The organism is Streptomyces sp. NPDC015127, assembly GCF_043080095.1.
Classification (GTDB): Bacteria; Actinomycetota; Actinomycetes; order Streptomycetales; family Streptomycetaceae; genus Streptomyces.
This window is the reverse complement of sequence record NZ_JBIBVE010000003.1, coordinates 294,674-311,296: the sequence shown is the minus strand read 5'-3', so window position 1 is coordinate 311,296 and position 16,623 is coordinate 294,674. Positions and strand designations below refer to the sequence as shown.

The window sequence follows — 16,623 nt, the reverse complement described above, 5'->3', positions numbered from 1 at the left end:
GCACTCCCCCTGCGCCTGGCGGCGTGGGAGGTACTCCCACCCACGGCCGCCAGGCCGTAGGGGGAGTTTGAAGCGCGGGGTCCGGCGCGGGGTCGGGGACAGCGCCCCGGCGACCCGGCCGAGGCTTCGGACCCGGCCACCGCCCGGTGACACGGCACGGCCTGTCGGCCGTGCCCTCAAACGCCGGACGGGCTGAAACCGCACGCCCCCGTGAGCCGCACGGCCTGTCGGCCGTGTCCTCAAATGCCGGACGGGCTGAAAGCGCACGCCCCCGTAAGCGGCACGGCCTGCGTCGCCCTGCGCTTCGTGCGCCGGCGAGGCCCGCCCCCGCTGCGGCGCGCGCAGGGGCGGAAAAGCATCGTGCGCCGGTGCCCGGCGCGCACACTCGACGTACTCACACACGAGAGGCGGACCAACCGTGCAGCAGGACCTCATCGCGCGGGCCCAGGCGTGGCTCGCGGAGGACCCCGACAGCGAGACCCGGGACGAGCTCGCCAAGCTCATCGAGGCGGGCGACCTCGCCGAGCTGGGCGACCGGTTCGGCGGGACGCTGCAGTTCGGGACCGCCGGGCTGCGCGGCGAGCTGGGCGCCGGGCCCATGCGGATGAACCGGGTCGTCGTCATCCGCGCCGCCGCCGGCCTCGCCGCGTACCTCAAGGCGAAGGGGCAGGGCGACGGCCTCGTCGTGATCGGCTACGACGCCCGCTACAAGTCGGCCGACTTCGCGCGCGACACCGCCGCCGTCATGGTCGCCGCCGGCCTGCGCGCCGCCGTGCTTCCGCGTCCGCTGCCCACCCCCGTCCTGGCCTTCGCCATAAGGAAGCTGGGTGCCGTCGCGGGCGTCGAGGTCACCGCCAGCCACAACCCCCCGCGCGACAACGGCTACAAGGTCTACCTCGGCGACGGCTCCCAGATCGTGCCGCCCGCGGACGCCGAGATCGCCGCCGAGATCGGCGCGATCGCGAGCATCGACGACGTGCCGCGTGCCGAGGAGGGGTGGGAGACCCTCGGCGACGAGGTCGTGGAGGCGTATCTGGAGCGTACGGACGCCGTCCTGACCCCCGCCTCGCCGCGTACCGCCCGCATCGTCTACACGGCCATGCACGGCGTCGGCAAGGATGTCGTGCTCAAGGCGTTCGCGCGGGCCGGCTTCCCTGCGCCCGCGCTCGTGGAGGCGCAGGCCGAGCCCGATCCCGCGTTCCCGACCGTCGCGTTCCCCAATCCGGAGGAACCCGGCGCGATGGACCTGGCCTTCGAAACCGCGCGCCGGGTCCGGCCGGACGTCGTCGTCGCCAACGACCCGGACGCGGACCGCTGCGCGGTCGCCGTCCCCGACGACTCCGCCGATGCCGGCTGGCGCATGCTGCGCGGCGACGAGGTCGGCGCGCTGCTCGCCGCGCACCTCGTCCACAAGGGCGCGACGGGCGTCTTCGCCGAATCGATCGTGTCCTCGTCCCTGCTGGGCCGCATCGCCCGGGCGGCGGGCGTCGGCCACGAGGAGACCCTGACGGGCTTCAAGTGGATCGCGCGGGTCGACGGGCTGCGCTACGGCTACGAGGAGGCGCTGGGCTACTGCGTCGACCCCGGCGGCGTGCGCGACAAGGACGGCATCACGGCCGCGCTGCTCGTCGCCGAGCTGGTCTCGGAGCTCAAGGAGCATGGCCGTACGCTCTCCGACCTGCTCGACGACCTCGCCGTCGCGCACGGCCTGCACGCCACCGACCAGCTCTCGGTGCGGGTCGAGGACCTGGGCGTGATCGCCGACGCGATGCGCACGCTGCGCGAGCGGCCGCCGGTGATGCTCGCGGGACTGCGGGTCGCGAGCGCCGAGGACCTGACGCGGGGTACGGAGACGCTGCCGCCGACGGACGGGCTGCGCTACTACCTCGACGGCGAGTTCGCCGCCCGCGTGATCGTCCGGCCGAGCGGCACCGAGCCCAAGCTCAAGTGCTACCTGGAGGTCGTGGTTCCGGTCGCCGACGCGAGCGAGCTGGCAACGGCGCGGGAGCGCGCGGCCGGCGTGCTCGCGGACATCAAGCGGGACCTGTCGGCCGCGGCGGGCATCTGAACGACGACGGCCCGGTCGCGGCTCGCACCGGCACCGGCACCGGCCGATGCGAGTGCGAGCCGCGACCGGGCGCGGTCAGCCAGACCGAGTCACGACCGGGCCGCCAGGCCAGGCACGCCGGGATCGGCCCGTCAGGCCGGGCGAGCCGGAACCAGGGTCCGTCGGGCCAGGCGAGCCGCGACCGGGCTCCGTCGGGCCAGGCCGAGCCGCGACCGGGCCGTCAGGCCAGGCCGAGCACCAGGACCAGCAGCACCGCGCCCGCGGCCACCGGCGCGAGTACCTCGTACGCCCAGCGCACCTGGGGCCCGCCCTGGGCCGAGGAGCGCGGGCCGAGGTGTTCGGCCATCTCGCGCAGGTCCGCGATCGTCTGGTCCGCGGGTGCCATCCGCGCCTGCGCGTCGGTGACGTCCGCCGTCACCGAGGTGGCGCCGTGCGGGTCGTCGGTCGCCTTCTGCATCTGGCGCCGGGCCGCCCGCTTGCGCCGGCGCAGCGAGACCGGGATGGCCCACAGCTGGTACTTCACGCCCTCCGTGGTGAAGAGCTCGCTGGAGTACCCGGCCCGCACGTCGGCGATCGCGCCCCACGGCAGGGTGATCGTCCGGAACGGGTTCCTGATCCGCACGCGCTCCTCGTTCACGAAGACCGCGGGACGGACGCTGAAGGCGACGATCAGCGGCACCACGAGCAGCGCGGCCGCCAGCGCGAGCCACGGGGTGCGGCCCTCGCCGCGCACCAGGGCGTCCACGACCATCCAGGCGATGAGCGCGAGCAGCAGTCCGCCGCCCGCCATCCCGGCGGGTGACCGGAAGACCCGGTCGGCGTGGGAGGGTTCGGCAGGCTGCTGGGGGCTCGTCATGGGTCCGATTCTGCCGTACGGCCACAACCGGCGAACGGGACCGGGCCCGTCTCCGCGACCAACCCGCGACCGACCCGTGACCTCTCCGAGCGCCGCGCCCCCTGTACATGTCGCTACGCGCGTAGATATGCTCATCTGGTGACCATGCCCACCATTGCACCAGCATTCGCTGACGTGACCGCGTCCGACAGCACGCTGCGCCGCTTCCTGCACGGGCTGCCCGGCGTCGACGCCGTCGGCCTCGAAGCGCGCGCCGCGTCCCTCGGCACCCGTTCGATCAAGACCACGGCGAAGGCGTACGCCATCGACCTGGCCATCTCGATGATCGACCTGACGACGCTGGAAGGCGCGGACACCCCGGGCAAGGTCCGGGCGCTCGCCGCCAAGGCCGTCAATCCCGACCCGACCGACCGCACGACCCCGCGCACCGCGGCCGTCTGCGTCTACCCCGACATGGTGGCGACCGCCAAGGCCGCCCTGGCGGGCTCCGGCGTCAAGGTCGCGTCCGTCGCGACCGCCTTCCCGGCCGGCCGCGCCGCGCTCGACGTGAAGATCGCGGACGTGCGGGACGCCGTGGCGGCCGGGGCCGACGAGATCGACATGGTGATCGACCGCGGCGCCTTCCTCGCGGGCAGGTACATGAAGGTCTTCGAGGAGATCCGGGCCGTCAAGGAGGCCTCCGGCGACGCCCGGCTCAAGGTCATCTTCGAGACCGGCGAGCTCTCCACGTACGACAACATCCGTCGCGCCTCCTGGCTCGGCATGATCGCCGGCGCGGACTTCATCAAGACCTCGACCGGAAAGGTCGCGGTCAACGCCACCCCGGCGAACACCCTGCTCATGCTGGAGGCCGTCCGCGACTTCCGGGAGCAGACTGGGGTACAGGTGGGCGTGAAGCCCGCCGGCGGTATCCGGACGTCCAAGGACGCGATCAAGTTCCTGGTGCTGGTGAACGAGACCGCGGGCGAGGACTGGCTGGACAACCACTGGTTCCGCTTCGGCGCATCCAGCCTGCTCAACGACCTGCTGATGCAGCGCCAGAAGCTGGCGACCGGCCGGTACTCCGGCCCCGACTACGTGACGGTGGACTGAATCACGATGACAGCCTTTGAATACGCACCCGCACCCGAGTCGCGGTCGATCGTCGACATCGCGCCGTCGTACGGCCTGTTCATCGACGGCGAGTTCACCGACGCCGCGGACGGCAAGGTCTTCAAGACCGTCTCGCCCGCCAGCGAGGAGGTCCTCGCCGAGGTCGCCCAGGCCGGTGCCGAGGACGTCGACCGCGCGGTGAAGGCCGCCCGCAAGGCGTTCGAGAAGTGGTCGGCGCTGCCCGGCTCGGAGCGCGCCAAGTACCTGTTCCGTATCGCGCGGATCGTCCAGGAGCGCAGCCGCGAGCTGGCGGTCCTGGAGACGCTGGACAACGGCAAGCCGATCAAGGAGACCCGCGACGCGGACCTCCCGCTGGTCGCGGCGCACTTCTTCTACTACGCGGGCTGGGCCGACAAGCTCGACCACGCCGGCTACGGGGCGGACCCCAGGCCACTGGGCGTCGCCGGCCAGGTCATCCCGTGGAACTTCCCACTGCTGATGCTGGCGTGGAAGATCGCCCCGGCGCTCGCGACCGGCAACACGGTCGTCCTGAAGCCCGCCGAGACGACCCCGCTGTCGGCCCTGTTCTTCGCGGACATCTGCCGCCAGGCGGGCCTGCCCAAGGGTGTCGTCAACATCCTCCCCGGCTACGGGGACACCGGTGCGGCGCTCGTGGAGCACCCGGGCGTCGACAAGGTCGCCTTCACCGGCTCGACCGCCGTCGGCAAGGCCATCGCCCGCCAGGTCGCCGGCACGCGCAAGAAGGTCACGCTGGAGCTGGGCGGCAAGGGTGCCAACATCGTCTTCGACGACGCCCCGATCGACCAGGCCGTCGAGGGCATCGTCAACGGCATCTTCTTCAACCAGGGCCAGGTCTGCTGCGCGGGCTCGCGCCTGCTGGTCCAGGAGTCGGTCCAGGACGAGCTGCTGGACTCGCTCAAGCGCCGCCTGTCGACGCTGCGCCTCGGCGACCCGCTCGACAAGAACACCGACATCGGCGCGATCAACTCCGAGGAGCAGCTGTCCCGGATCACCACGCTCGTGGAGCGTGGCGAGGCGGAGGGCGCCGAGCGCTGGTCGCCGGCCTGCGAGCTGCCGACGTCCGGCTACTGGTTCGCGCCGACGCTGTTCACGAACGTCACGCAGGCGCACACCATCGCCCGCGACGAGATCTTCGGCCCGGTGCTGTCGGTGCTGACGTTCCGTACGCCGGACGAGGCCGTCGCCAAGGCGAACAACAGCCAGTACGGCCTGTCCGCCGGCATCTGGACGGAGAAGGGCTCCCGCATCCTCGCGGTGGCGAACAAGCTCCGTGCGGGTGTGGTGTGGGCCAACACGTTCAACAAGTTCGACCCGAGCTCGCCGTTCGGCGGCTACAAGGAATCGGGCTTCGGCCGCGAGGGCGGCCGCCACGGTCTGGAGGCCTACCTCGATGTCTGAGCACGAATCGATCAGCGGCTCCGCCGCGCGGCGTCTGAGCGTCTTCAAGACCTACAAGCTGTACGTCGGGGGCAAGTTCCCCCGCTCCGAGAGCGGCCGGGTGTACGAGGTGACGGACTCGAAGGGCAAGTGGCTGGCCAACGCGCCGCTCTCCTCCCGCAAGGACGCGCGGGACGCGGTCGTCGCCGCCCGTAAGGCGTTCGGCGGCTGGTCGGGCGCCACCGCGTACAACCGGGGCCAGATCCTCTACCGCATCGCCGAGATGCTGGAGGGCCGCAAGGGCCAGTTCGTGCACGAGGTCGCGGACGCGGAGGGCCTGTCGAAGTCCAAGGCCGCCGCCGTGGTCGAGGCGGCGATCGACCGCTGGGTCTGGTACGCGGGCTGGACGGACAAGATCGCCCAGGTCGTGGGCGGGGCGAACCCCGTCGCCGGTCCGTACTTCAACCTCTCCACCCCCGAGCCGACCGGTGTCGTCACGGTCCTCGCACCGCAGGAGTCCTCTTTCCTCGGCCTGGTCTCGGTGCTCGCCCCGGTGATCGCCACCGGCAACACGGCGGTCGTCGTCGCGTCCGAGAAGGCCCCGCTCCCGGCCCTGTCCCTGGGCGAGGTGCTGGCCACCTCCGACCTGCCGGGCGGCGTGGTGAACGTGCTGTCGGGGCGTACGGCGGAGATCGCGGCCCCGCTCGCCGCGCACCAGGACGTCAATGGCATCGACCTGACCGGCGCCGACGAGATCCTGGCGAAGGAGCTGGAGGTCGCGGCGGCGGACAACCTCAAGCGGGTTCTGCGTCCACAGGCTGTGGACAACGACTGGTGGGCCACTCCGGGCACCCACCGTCTGACGGCCTTCCTGGAGACCAAGACGGTCTGGCACCCCACCGGTTCGCTCGGCGCCTCGGGTTCGGCATACTGAGCCGCACGCGACGAAGCCCCCACGGCCGCGGCCCGTGGGGGCTTCGTCGCGCGTACGGCGGGCCCGTTACGGCAGCAGGCCCTTCGCCAGCGGTCCGGCCACCGGCAGGTCCTCCAGGGCCTGGCCCTTGGTGATGTTGTCCGTCGCGAGCGCGGTGCTCACCGGCTTGAAGTCGGCGACCTGGGTGCCCACCGCGTTGTCGAGCGGGTCGACACCGGTGTTCGCGAGCGGGTGCAGCTGCAGGCTCTTGAGCTGGCCGACGCCGTCCACGGACCGGGTCACGGCGCCGGTCACGGTGCCCAGCGGCGTGGCGCCGAGCGGGGCGCCCGGGCCGGCCACGGACTGCGCGCTCACCGGCGCGGGGGCCGGCGCCGCCTGCGCGGCCGCCGAACCCGCGCCCAGTGCCGCACCCGCCGCGGCAACGGTCAGTCCGGCGCGCGCCAGCGTGTGGCGGCGGTGGGGGGAAGCTGCATGACGAGCCATGATTTCCTGCCTGTTCGAGTAATCGCGTACGCACGGACAGTAGTTGAGGGTGTGAGACGGGCAACCACCCCGCCTCCGGGGGGTCCCCCGGGCGGATCGATGCGTCACACTTGTCTCCCGTGAGTTCCCAACCCATCCCGACCCGCGTCGTGCTGATCGCGGGCCCCTCAGGTTCCGGAAAGTCGTCCCTCGCGGCCCGCACCGGGCTGCCGGTCCTGCATCTGGACGACTTCTACAAAGAGGGCAACGACCCGACGCTGCCCCGGGTGACGGGCAGTGCCGACATCGACTGGGACTCACCGGCGTCGTGGGACGCCGAGGCGGCCGTCGCCGCCATAGCGGAACTGTGCGCCGGCGGACGCACGGACGTCCCCGTGTACGACATCGCGACGAGCGCGCGCGTGGGCCGCGAGACGTTCGACATCGCCCGCACCCCGCTGTTCGTCGCCGAGGGCATCTTCGCCGCCGACATCGTCCGCCGCTGTCAGGAACTCGGCGTCCTGGCCGACGCCCTGTGCCTGCGCGGCCGCCCCTCCACGACGTTCCGCCGCCGCCTCGCGCGCGATCTGCGGGAGGGCCGCAAGTCGGTCCCGTTCCTGCTGCGCCGCGGCTGGCGCCTGATGCGGGCCGAGCGCGGCATCGTGGCCCGCCAGACCGGCCTGGGCGCGCACCCGTGCGGCAAGGCCGAGGCACTGGGCCGTCTCGCGGACGCGGCGGCCGGCCGCTGCCGTACGCCCGCGGCACAGCCCGCCTGACGGCCCGCAGAGAGCTTCCCGCCCCCTGCCATGGGAGCCCCCGGACATGGGAGTGGGGCCCGACAGACCCCCCCGGTCTGTCCGGCCCCGCTCCGTCTTCCCCTTGGATCCGCGAGTCCCCGTGCCCCCCGTGTCCCCGTGAATCCTTCTTCCGCCGTCTCCCCCGAAACAGCGGCCCCGTTTCCCCCGTGATCCCCCGTTTTCCCCCTGCCCTCAGGCCACCAGCTCGCCGAAGGACTCCTCCTCGTCACGGCCGAAGCTGAGGACCTCGTCCTCGCGCAGCCGGCGGAGCGACCGCCAGATGCTCGACTTCACCGTGCCGACACTGATGTCCAGGATCTCCGCGATCTCCGGGTCGGTGCGGCCCTCGTAGTAGCGCAGGACCAGCATCGTGCGCTGGAGTTCGGGAAGCCTGGCGAGCGCCTGCCACAGGACCGCGCGCAGCTCCGTGCCCCGCATCGCGTCGGTGTCGCCCGCCGTCTCCGGCAGCTCCTCCGTCGGGTACTCGTTGAGCTTGCGCCGGCGCCAGGCGCTGATGTGCAGATTCGTCATGGTGCGGCGCAGATAGCCGCCGACCGCCGCCTTGTCGCTGATCCGGTCCCAGGCCCGGTACGTCGAGAACAGCGCGCTCTGCAGCAGGTCCTCGGCCTCGTACCGGTCGCCGGTCAGATGGTAGGCGGTCGCGTACAGAGAGGCGCGGCGCTCCTGGACGTAGGCGGTGAACGCCGCTTCGGCGTCCGCTGCCGCGGCCGGGCTCGTCCGCTCCCCCGTGACCTCTCCGTACGCCGTTCCCCCGTCAGGCACGGCCACCATGTAGGTCGCCTTGTGCTGACGCCCGGCGCCGCGAACGCACCCCCGCCCTCCCCCATGCTCCGCGCTTCGCCCGAGCAGGGAGGTGCCCCCAGCCACGCCGGACTTCTCTGCGCTCCGCGTGACGTCGTGGAGACGCGTGACAACTGCGCTTGAGGTGGTGCTGTGCAGTGCGTTCATCTCGCGCCCCCCGTCGAGTGGAGTCTGCTTCGTTCCGTGTGACAAGAAGCTTGCCCGGGCTCTTTCATGGCGGTGTCCGCCGACTGTCACAGACGCGTCACAGAGGCCGGGGCGGCGGTGATGTTCCCGTGCAGTCGAACGAGGACGACCGCATGGGCCAGAATGGGCCCGTGCCTTTCCTGTTGCTGATCGAGGACGACGACGCCATCCGCACGGCCCTCGAACTCTCCCTGTCACGCCAGGGCCACCGTGTGGCCACCGCGGCGACGGGAGAGGACGGCCTGAAACTGCTGCGCGAGCAGCGGCCCGACCTGATCGTGCTGGATGTGATGCTGCCCGGGATCGACGGCTTCGAGGTGTGCCGCCGCATCAGGCGCACCGATCAGCTGCCGATCATCCTGCTGACCGCCCGCAGCGACGACATCGACGTGGTCGTGGGGCTGGAGTCCGGCGCCGACGACTACGTGGTCAAGCCGGTGCAGGGGCGGGTGCTGGATGCCCGTATCCGTGCCGTGCTGCGCCGCGGCGAGCGCGAGTCCACCGACTCCGCGACCTTCGGCTCGCTGGTGATCGACCGCTCCGCGATGACGGTCACCAAGAACGGCGACGATCTGCAGCTCACGCCGACCGAGCTGCGGCTGCTGCTGGAGCTCAGCCGCCGGCCCGGCCAGGCCCTCTCCCGCCAGCAGTTGCTGCGCCTGGTGTGGGAGCACGACTACCTCGGCGACTCGCGCCTCGTGGACGCATGTGTGCAGCGGCTGCGCGCGAAGGTCGAGGACGTGCCGTCCTCACCGACCCTGATCCGTACGGTGCGGGGCGTCGGCTACCGGCTGGACGCTCCGCAGTGATCCACAGGCGTGGCGCGTGCGCGCCGGACGGGACCGTTCGGTGAGCGGCGGTTCGAACAACGGCGCCGGCGGGGCGGGCCCGCGGCGCGGGCCGCTCGCCGGGCTGCGGCTGACGAGTCTGCGGCTGCGCCTCGTGGTCGTCTTCGCGCTGGTCGCGCTGACCGCGGCCGTGTCCGCGTCCGGCATCGCGTACTGGCTGAACCGCGAGGCGGTGCTCACCCGCACGCAGGACGCGGCGCTGGGCGACTTCCGGCAGGAGATGCAGAACAGGGCGGCGGCGCTGCCGCTGCGGCCCACGCCTGCCGAACTGCAGAAGACCGCCGAGCAGATGGCGGGCAGCGGCGACTACAGCGTGGTGCTGATCAGCGAGCGCGCCGAGGGCAAGCCGATCACCGGGGTGTCCGACCGCGACGAGTTCACGATGAAGGACGTGCCGCAGTCGCTCCAGGACGCGGTGAACGACCGGCAGGACGTCGGCGCCGGCAACTCCGAGCCGTACCACCTGTACTGGCAGCGGACCGAGCGCGGCGGCGAGCCGTATCTCGTCGGCGGTACGCGGATCATGGGCGGCGGGCCGACCGGCTACCTGTTCAAGTCGCTCGACCAGGAGCGCCAGGACCTCAACTCGCTGGCCTGGTCGCTGGGCATCGCCACCCTGCTGGCCCTCATCGGCTCGGCGCTGCTCGCCCAGGCCGCCGCCACGACCGTGCTCAGGCCGGTGCACCGGCTCGGCGAGGCGGCCAGGCGGCTCGGCGAGGGGAAACTCGACACCCGGCTGCGGGTCTCGGGCACCGACGAACTGGCCGAGCTGGCACGGACGTTCAACAAGACGGCCGCGTCGCTGGAGAAGAAGGTCGCCGACATGAGCGCTCGGGAGGAGTCGAGCCGGCGCTTCGTCGCCGACATGTCTCACGAGCTGCGCACCCCGCTGACCGCGCTGACCGCCGTCACCGAGGTGCTGGAGGACGAGGCCGACAGCCTCGACCCGATGATCGCCCCGGCCGTGAACCTCGTGGTGAGCGAGACGCGGCGGCTGTACGACCTCGTGGAGAACCTGATGGAGGTCACCCGTTTCGACGCGGGCACGGCCCGGCTCGTGCTGGACACCGTGGACGTGGCCGACCAGGTCACCGCGTGCATCGACGCCCGCGCCTGGCTGGACGCGGTCGAACTGGACGCCGAACGCGGGATCATGGCGCGCCTCGACCCGCGCCGCCTCGACGTGATCCTCGCCAACCTGATCGGCAACGCCCTCAAGCACGGCGGCTCCCCGGTGCGGGTGTCGGTGCGGCCGGGCGACAACGAGCTGCTCATCGAGGTACGCGACCACGGGCCCGGTATCCCCGAGGACGTCCTGCCGCACGTCTTCGACCGGTTCTACAAGGCCAGCGCGTCGCGGCCGCGCTCCGACGGCAGCGGCCTCGGCCTGTCGATCGCCATGGAGAACGCCCACATCCACGGCGGCGACATCACCGCGGCCAACTCCCCCGACGGCGACGGCGCGGTGTTCGTGCTGCGCCTGCCGCGCGACGCGTCCGCGCTCATGGACCGCGAGGCGGCCGGGGCGGACGACGCGGACAGCGGGAACGGCGGCCCGGCGGGCCCCGGACGGACCGAGGGAGACGCACGGTGATACTCCCCAGGAGACAGGCGGGCCGCCGGCCGGCGGCCGCGCTCGCCGTGCTCGCGGGCGCTCTCGTGCTCGCGGGCTGCGGGATCAGACCCACGCAGGTGCCCGTGGACGCCGGGCCCGCGCCCTCGCGGGCGCCGTGCGAGGTCTCCGGCGTGGACATCGCCCCGCAGTCGGGGCGTACGGGCATCCCCGTCCGGGTGTACCTGGTGTGCGCCTCGCAGCTGGTGCCGGTCGACCGCACCGCCGGGACGACGGAGGAGAAGGCCCCGGCCGACCGCGTCGCGATCGCGCGGGCACTGCTCGACGAGCTCCAGAACGAGCCGTCGTCGCCGGAGCACGAGGCGGGCTTCTCGACCTACGTACGCGGTCCCCTGCTGGTGAACGCCGGTCGGCGCGACGATCCGCCGGGCACGCTGCGCCTGAGCCGCCAGCCCGAGGACCTGCCGCCGGCCGCACTGGCGCAGATCGTGTGCACCCTGCTGGAGAACGGGGCGGCCACGGGCGGCTCGGTGCGGCTGGGCGGGCCCGGCGAGTACGCCCCGCGCGCCTACACCTGCCCCGACGCGACCAAGGAGCGCCCGGACGCGGCGGTCCCCACGACGGACACGCCGCGGCCGTCCGGCTGAGCACGCCCCTGACGGACATGTCCGGGCGGGTGCGTCGGTGCCTCCCGGATCGTTCGGAACCGTTTCCGGGGGAGGCTGCGTCTTGGGGAGCGTGCAGCGTCAAGGTTCGGGCGGCAGTGCCGCCATCCGCTTCCGCGCGGCGGGGCTCGTGCTCCTCCTCGTCCATCTGCTGCTCGTCGCCTGGCTGACACTGCGCCCACGCGACGTGCTGTGGGTGACCGCGGCGAACCTGGAACCGTTCGCCGGGATCGAGGCCGCCCTGGCGCTGGGGCCGCTGGAGGCCGCCCGGCACATCGGCGAGGGACTGCTCCTCCTGGCGCCGCTCGGCGTGCTCCTGCCCATGGCCAGCGGCCGGCTGGCCGTCTCCCCATGGGCGTCGCTGGCCCGTACGGTCGCCGCCGGTGTGCTCCTGTCGCTCGGCATCGAACTGCTCCAGACCGGCGTACCGGGTCAGGTCGTCGACATCGACTCGATCCTGCTCAACACCTGCGGTGTCGCACTCGCCCACCTCGCCGTCGTCCCCGCGGGCCGTGCGCGGCTGCGCCGCAGGCTGCGGCACCCGGGCGACGGCACGGCCCTGCGCGAGGGCGGCCGGGGGCAGGAGCCCCGGGCCATGCTCAGGGACGAGGGCTCTCAGGGGGCGACCCCGACGATTCCCAGGGTCGGGATCGCCCCGTAGAGCGACGCTTCGCCCCACTTCGCGGCGCGACCATGGATGCAGCGGGAGCACATCGAGAGGCTCCCCGGACGTTCTCGCGAAGGAGCCCACCATGGCCGCACTTGCCCGCCCCAGGGACGGACGAATGATCGGCGGAGTGTGCGCAGCGCTGGCCCGGCGCTTCGGCATGTCCGCGACGACGATGCGTGTGATCTTCGTGGTCTCGTGCCTGCTGCCCGGGCCGCAGTTCCTGCTCTATCTGGCGCTGTGGCTGCTGCTGCCGTCGGAGAAGGCGGCCACCGCCACCTGGTGAGGCAGCGGTCGTGGCTCGCATGGCGGCGATCCTGGGACAAGCACGGTGGGGCGCACACCCTGTTCGGGTGTGCGCCCCACACGTGCACGGCCGTCGTGGCTCGTCGGCCGGTTCGTCAGCCGGTGAGTCCGCCGGGCAGCAGGCCGCCGCCCAGCTCGCCCGTCTTCAGGCCGCCCAGCAGGCCGGTGACAGGAGCGACCGCGTCGTGGGTCTTCAGCACCTGGCCGGCCGTCTGCTGGACGGCGCCCGGCAGCACGGCGGCGGACTTCGTCAGCGCGGAGTGGCCGCCGGCGAGGGACTGCGGGGCGCCCGCCGGGAGCTTGGTGGCGACTTCCTGGACCGGCGCGAGCTGGGAGACGGGGCCCAGCGCACCGGTGGCATCGGGCAGCGCGGGCGCGGCGGAGGCGGTGCCGGCCGCGGCAGCGGCGAAGGCGGCGCCGAGAGCGGCGACACCGAGGGTCTTTGCGGACTGCTTCATCAGCCAATTCCTTGGGGACGGGGATAAGAGCGGCTCCGCAAGCTAGTCAGCCTCGCACACGCGCCGCAAACACCGCGAAGCGGCCGGAAATTGACGCTTCCGGCCGCTTGGGTGTACGCGTGTCGGCAGGGTCGGCAGGCGCTCAGTTCCCGCTTGTGGCGGTCTGCCTGAACAGCCATTCGGACTTCAGCTCGGCATAGCCGGGCTTGATCACATCGTTGATCATCGCCAGTCGTTCATCGAAAGGGATGAACGCCGACTTCATCGCATTGACGGTGAACCACTGCATGTCGTCGAGCGTGTATCCGAACGCCTCGGTCAGCAGCTCGAATTCGCGGCTCATGCTCGTGCCGCTCATCAGCCGGTTGTCGGTGTTGACCGTGGTCCTGAAGTGCAGTCGGCGCAGCAGGCCGATGGGGTGGTCGGCGTACGAGTCGGCCGCGCCGGTCTGGAGGTTGGACGTCGGGCACATCTCCAGCGGGATGCGCTTGTCCCGCACATAGGCGGCGAGCCGTCCCAGCTTCACGGAGCCGTCCTCGGCGACCTCGATGTCGTCGATGATGCGCACCCCGTGGCCGAGGCGGTCGGCGCCGCACCACTGGAGCGCCTGCCAGATCGACGGCAGCCCGAAGGCCTCGCCCGCGTGGATCGTGAAGTGGTTGTTCTCGCGCTTGAGGTACTCGAACGCGTCCAGGTGCCGGGTGGGCGGGAAGCCGGCCTCGGCACCCGCGATGTCGAAGCCGACGACGCCCGTGTCGCGGTAACGGTTCGCCAGTTCGGCGATCTCCAGGGCGCGGGCGGCGTGCCGCATCGCGGTCAGCAGCGCCCCGACGCGGATGCGGTGGCCGCTCTCCCTGGCCCGGCGCTCGCCTTCCCGGAAGCCCGCGTTGACCGCCTCGACGACCTCTTCGAGAGTGAGTCCGCCCTCCAGGTGCTGCTCGGGGGCGTAACGGACCTCGGCGTAGACGACACCGTCCTCGGCCAGGTCCACGGCACACTCGGCGGCCACGCGGAAGAGGGCGTCGCGGGTCTGCATGACGGCGCAGGTGTGCGCGAACGTCTCCAGATACCGTTCCAGCGAACCGGAGTCGGCGGCCTCGCGGAACCAGATGCCGAGCTTGTCGGGTTCGGTCTCGGGCAGGGCCTCGTAACCACTGTCCCGGGCGAGGTCGATGATCGTGCCGGGACGCAGACCGCCGTCGAGATGGTCGTGGAGCAGGACCTTCGGGGCGCGGCGGATCTGGTCCCCGGTGGGCGAATTGAGGGTCTGGCTCGTCATCTGCGCACTCTAGCCCCTACGCGCGTAGAGCGCGCCCCCCGGCGAGGCCCGTCGATACGTAACAGTGACCGTGCGTACGAGTGGAGTACACCTGGCCTTCTGAGACTGTTGGGCCATGGCACACCATGCACTGCCCCGGTGGCGGGGGCGCCCGGCCGGACCGGGCGCCGGGTCGGTACCCCTCGGTGACGCGGCGGTCGGGCGAGCGGAGCGCACCGGGCGGACACCGGCACAGGCCCGGCTGGGCCGGCTGCCCGGACGCTTCGGCGCACGCGCCGGCACGGACACGGCGGTCGCGGGCGTGGTCCTGCTGCTCCCGGACGGCGAGCCCGAATCGGAACGCCGGGCATCGGCGCTGTCGTACGCGGCGGTGCTGCCTCTGGGCCGCACGCTGGAGCGGGCCGGACGCGCGGAGGGCCTGGTCGTGCACTGGGTGCGGTACCGCTCACGCGGCTGGAACGGCCCGGACGCGCGCCTCGCCGCGGACGCGAGCTGGGCGGTGGAGGAGGTCGTACGCCGCTACGGCGACGTCTCCGTGTGCCTGGCCGGTCACGGCATGGGCGGCCGGGCGGCCCTGCACGCGGCGGGTCACCCGGCGGTCCACTCGGTGCTGGCGCTGGCGCCGTGGCTGCCGGAGGACGACGTGGCGGCACGGCCGGAGCCGGTGGAACAGCTGGCGGGCCGGCAGGTGCTGATCGTGCACGGCACGAACGACCGGACGACGGATCCGGAGCTCTCGTACCGCCTGGCGGAGCGCGCGAAGAAGTCGAACCGGGACACGTGCCGCTTCGAGGTCCACTCGGACGGGCATGCGCTGCGGCAGTACCAGGACGAAGTCCTGGCGCTGGCCGCGGACTTCGTGCTGGGCTCGCTCTTCACGGGGAGGTACGCCCGACCGGTGGCGGACGCGCTGGCGGCTCCGCCGCCGCTGGGTCTGCGCATGCCGCTCTCCGCGGGCTTCACGCGCGCCCTGCGCCGGTAGGGCCTCGGGCCGGGCCGGGCACGAGGGCATCGCGCGGTCCGGGCTGGGGGTGTCTCGCCGATCAGGCCGGATCAGTGAGCGGCGTCATGCGCCCCCGGATCCAAGGCGGAGGTGGGGGTACCTCCCACGCCGGAGGCGTAGGGGGACGAGACATGGCGGAGCCATGGCGACCGACGACAACGCGGGAGACGGGGTCGCAGGGCGTCGCGAGCCCGGCATGATCGGCGAGACACCCCCTACGCCAGGAGGTTGCCGCGGCGGGACAGCAGGAAGCGTTTGAACGCCGCCACCGGAGGCGTGTCCGGGTGGCCGTCCAGCCAGGCCAGACCGATCTCGCGGACCGCCCTCGGCGCCGTGACCGTCAGTTCGACGACGCCCGGGCGGGCCACCGCGGGGGGCGGGAGGAGCGCGACGCCCAGGCCCGCCGCCACCAGCCCGCGCAGCGTCTCCGCCTCCTCGCCCTCGAACGCGATCCGCGGCGTGAAGCCCGCCTCCGTGCACAGGTCGTCGGTGATGCGGCGCAGCCCGTAGCCCGGTTCGAGCGTGACGAAGGCTTCGTCCGCGGCCTCGGCGAGGCGCACGCGTTTGCGCGAGGCCAGGCGGTGGTCGTCGGGGACGACCAGCCGCAGGCGCTGTTCGTCGAGGCGGCGCGCCACGAGGTCCGGCGCGTGCGGGACCGGCGAGGTCAGGCACAGGTCGAGTTCGCCGGCCCGGAGCCGTTCGATCATGGCCTCGCCGTAGTTCTGGACCAGGGTGAAGCGGATCCCGGGGTGGTCGGCGCGGAAGGCGCGGATCAGGCCCGGCACCGTCTCGGAGCCCATGGTGTGGAGGAAGCCGAAGGCGACCTTGCCCGCCCGCGGGTCGGCGTCCGCCCGGACCGCCTCCGCCGCCCGCTCGATCTCGGACAGCGCCCGTTCCGCCGAGGTGAGGAAGGCGCGGCCGGCCGGGGTGAGCGCCACCGTGCGGCCCTTGCGGGCGAACAGCGTGACGCCCAGGTCCTGTTCGAGCCGCACCATGGCGCGCGAGAGCGTCGACTGCGGTACGCCCATCTCCTGTGCGGCCCGCGTCACATGCTCCTGCCGCGCGACCCCGGCGAAGTACGCGAGCCGCGGCGCGAGCAGCAGCGTGATGTCTTCTTCGTAACTGGCCTGTGACAGGCGAGCCCCTGAGCTGTGTTCATGCGCCATGGGAACGATTATCTCTCTTTCA

At 72.5% G+C, this 16,623-nt stretch carries 17 protein-coding genes; 11 read left to right on the top strand and 6 right to left on the bottom strand.

Going from position 1 to position 16,623, the window contains the following annotated elements:
• Window positions 1-418 precede the first annotated feature (418 nt).
• Complete coding sequence (locus ACF08N_RS07665; protein WP_392323660.1) at window positions 419-2,068, top strand: phospho-sugar mutase; 1,650 nt, start codon at window positions 419-421, stop codon at window positions 2,066-2,068.
• Window positions 2,069-2,288: 220 nt separating this feature from the next.
• On the opposite strand, the gene ACF08N_RS07660 is transcribed toward ACF08N_RS07665, so the two are convergent.
• Entirely contained in the window at window positions 2,289-2,924 is a 636-nt protein-coding gene (locus ACF08N_RS07660; protein ID WP_392323659.1) for a PH domain-containing protein, read from the bottom strand.
• Between the two features lie 144 nt (window positions 2,925-3,068).
• On the opposite strand from ACF08N_RS07660, the gene deoC reads away from it, so the two are divergent.
• The 3 genes from deoC to ACF08N_RS07645 are packed head-to-tail and all read left to right on the top strand — an operon-like array spanning window position 3,069 to window position 6,369.
• Window positions 3,069-4,016 (top strand): deoxyribose-phosphate aldolase, encoded by a 948-nt coding sequence (gene deoC, locus ACF08N_RS07655; protein WP_392323914.1) that lies wholly within the window; start codon window positions 3,069-3,071, stop codon window positions 4,014-4,016.
• Between the two features lie 6 nt (window positions 4,017-4,022).
• The gene (locus ACF08N_RS07650; protein WP_392323658.1) at window positions 4,023-5,456 is read left to right on the top strand and encodes an aldehyde dehydrogenase family protein; all 1,434 of its coding nucleotides are present in this window, start codon (window positions 4,023-4,025) and stop codon (window positions 5,454-5,456) included.
• Window positions 5,449-6,369 (top strand): aldehyde dehydrogenase family protein, encoded by a 921-nt coding sequence (locus tag ACF08N_RS07645; RefSeq protein ID WP_392323657.1) that lies wholly within the window; start codon window positions 5,449-5,451, stop codon window positions 6,367-6,369. Before ACF08N_RS07650 ends, ACF08N_RS07645 begins: the two co-directional genes overlap by 8 nt.
• A gap of 66 nt (window positions 6,370-6,435) precedes the next feature.
• Here the strand turns inward: ACF08N_RS07645 and ACF08N_RS07640 are convergent, their stop codons facing one another.
• A complete protein-coding gene (locus tag ACF08N_RS07640; RefSeq protein ID WP_392323656.1) occupies window positions 6,436-6,852 on the bottom strand; it encodes a hypothetical protein in 417 nt (138 codons plus the stop codon).
• Between the two features lie 119 nt (window positions 6,853-6,971).
• Here ACF08N_RS07640 and ACF08N_RS07635 point away from each other — a divergent pair, with 119 nt between their 5' ends.
• On the top strand, window positions 6,972-7,607 hold the full coding sequence (locus ACF08N_RS07635) for a uridine kinase (protein WP_392323655.1): 636 nt from the start codon (window positions 6,972-6,974) through the stop codon (window positions 7,605-7,607).
• Window positions 7,608-7,820: 213 nt separating this feature from the next.
• Here the strand turns inward: ACF08N_RS07635 and ACF08N_RS07630 are convergent, their stop codons facing one another.
• The gene (locus ACF08N_RS07630; protein ID WP_392323654.1) at window positions 7,821-8,597 is read right to left on the bottom strand and encodes a SigE family RNA polymerase sigma factor; all 777 of its coding nucleotides are present in this window, start codon (window positions 8,595-8,597) and stop codon (window positions 7,821-7,823) included.
• 170 nt (window positions 8,598-8,767) lie between these two features.
• Here ACF08N_RS07630 and afsQ1 point away from each other — a divergent pair, with 170 nt between their 5' ends.
• The 5 genes from afsQ1 to ACF08N_RS07605 all read left to right on the top strand — a co-directional run bounded on the left by afsQ1 (window position 8,768) and on the right by ACF08N_RS07605 (window position 12,675).
• On the top strand, window positions 8,768-9,445 hold the full coding sequence (gene afsQ1, locus ACF08N_RS07625) for a two-component system response regulator AfsQ1 (RefSeq protein WP_177152074.1): 678 nt from the start codon (window positions 8,768-8,770) through the stop codon (window positions 9,443-9,445).
• A gap of 40 nt (window positions 9,446-9,485) precedes the next feature.
• Window positions 9,486-11,078, top strand: a complete 1,593-nt coding sequence (locus ACF08N_RS07620) for an ATP-binding protein (protein ID WP_392323913.1) — start codon at window positions 9,486-9,488, stop codon at window positions 11,076-11,078.
• Window positions 11,075-11,704 (top strand): hypothetical protein, encoded by a 630-nt coding sequence (locus ACF08N_RS07615; RefSeq protein WP_392323653.1) that lies wholly within the window; start codon window positions 11,075-11,077, stop codon window positions 11,702-11,704. Before ACF08N_RS07620 ends, ACF08N_RS07615 begins: the two co-directional genes overlap by 4 nt.
• A 91-nt stretch (window positions 11,705-11,795) precedes the next feature.
• Window positions 11,796-12,383, top strand: coding sequence for a VanZ family protein (locus ACF08N_RS07610; RefSeq protein WP_392323652.1), 588 nt, complete (start codon window positions 11,796-11,798; stop codon window positions 12,381-12,383).
• A gap of 91 nt (window positions 12,384-12,474) precedes the next feature.
• Complete coding sequence (locus tag ACF08N_RS07605; RefSeq protein ID WP_392323651.1) at window positions 12,475-12,675, top strand: PspC domain-containing protein; 201 nt, start codon at window positions 12,475-12,477, stop codon at window positions 12,673-12,675.
• 115 nt (window positions 12,676-12,790) lie between these two features.
• Here the strand turns inward: ACF08N_RS07605 and ACF08N_RS07600 are convergent, their stop codons facing one another.
• Both ACF08N_RS07600 and ACF08N_RS07595 read right to left on the bottom strand, forming a co-directional pair.
• The gene (locus ACF08N_RS07600; protein ID WP_392323650.1) at window positions 12,791-13,153 is read right to left on the bottom strand and encodes an ATP-binding protein; all 363 of its coding nucleotides are present in this window, start codon (window positions 13,151-13,153) and stop codon (window positions 12,791-12,793) included.
• A gap of 142 nt (window positions 13,154-13,295) precedes the next feature.
• Window positions 13,296-14,432 (bottom strand): adenosine deaminase, encoded by a 1,137-nt coding sequence (locus ACF08N_RS07595; RefSeq protein ID WP_392323649.1) that lies wholly within the window; start codon window positions 14,430-14,432, stop codon window positions 13,296-13,298.
• Window positions 14,433-14,547: 115 nt separating this feature from the next.
• Between ACF08N_RS07595 and ACF08N_RS07590 the strand changes: the two genes are divergently transcribed.
• Window positions 14,548-15,414, top strand: a complete 867-nt coding sequence (locus tag ACF08N_RS07590; RefSeq protein ID WP_392323648.1) for an alpha/beta hydrolase — start codon at window positions 14,548-14,550, stop codon at window positions 15,412-15,414.
• Window positions 15,415-15,650: 236 nt separating this feature from the next.
• Here the strand turns inward: ACF08N_RS07590 and ACF08N_RS07585 are convergent, their stop codons facing one another.
• The gene (locus ACF08N_RS07585; protein WP_392323647.1) at window positions 15,651-16,601 is read right to left on the bottom strand and encodes a LysR family transcriptional regulator; all 951 of its coding nucleotides are present in this window, start codon (window positions 16,599-16,601) and stop codon (window positions 15,651-15,653) included.
• Window positions 16,602-16,623: the final 22 nt, after the last annotated feature.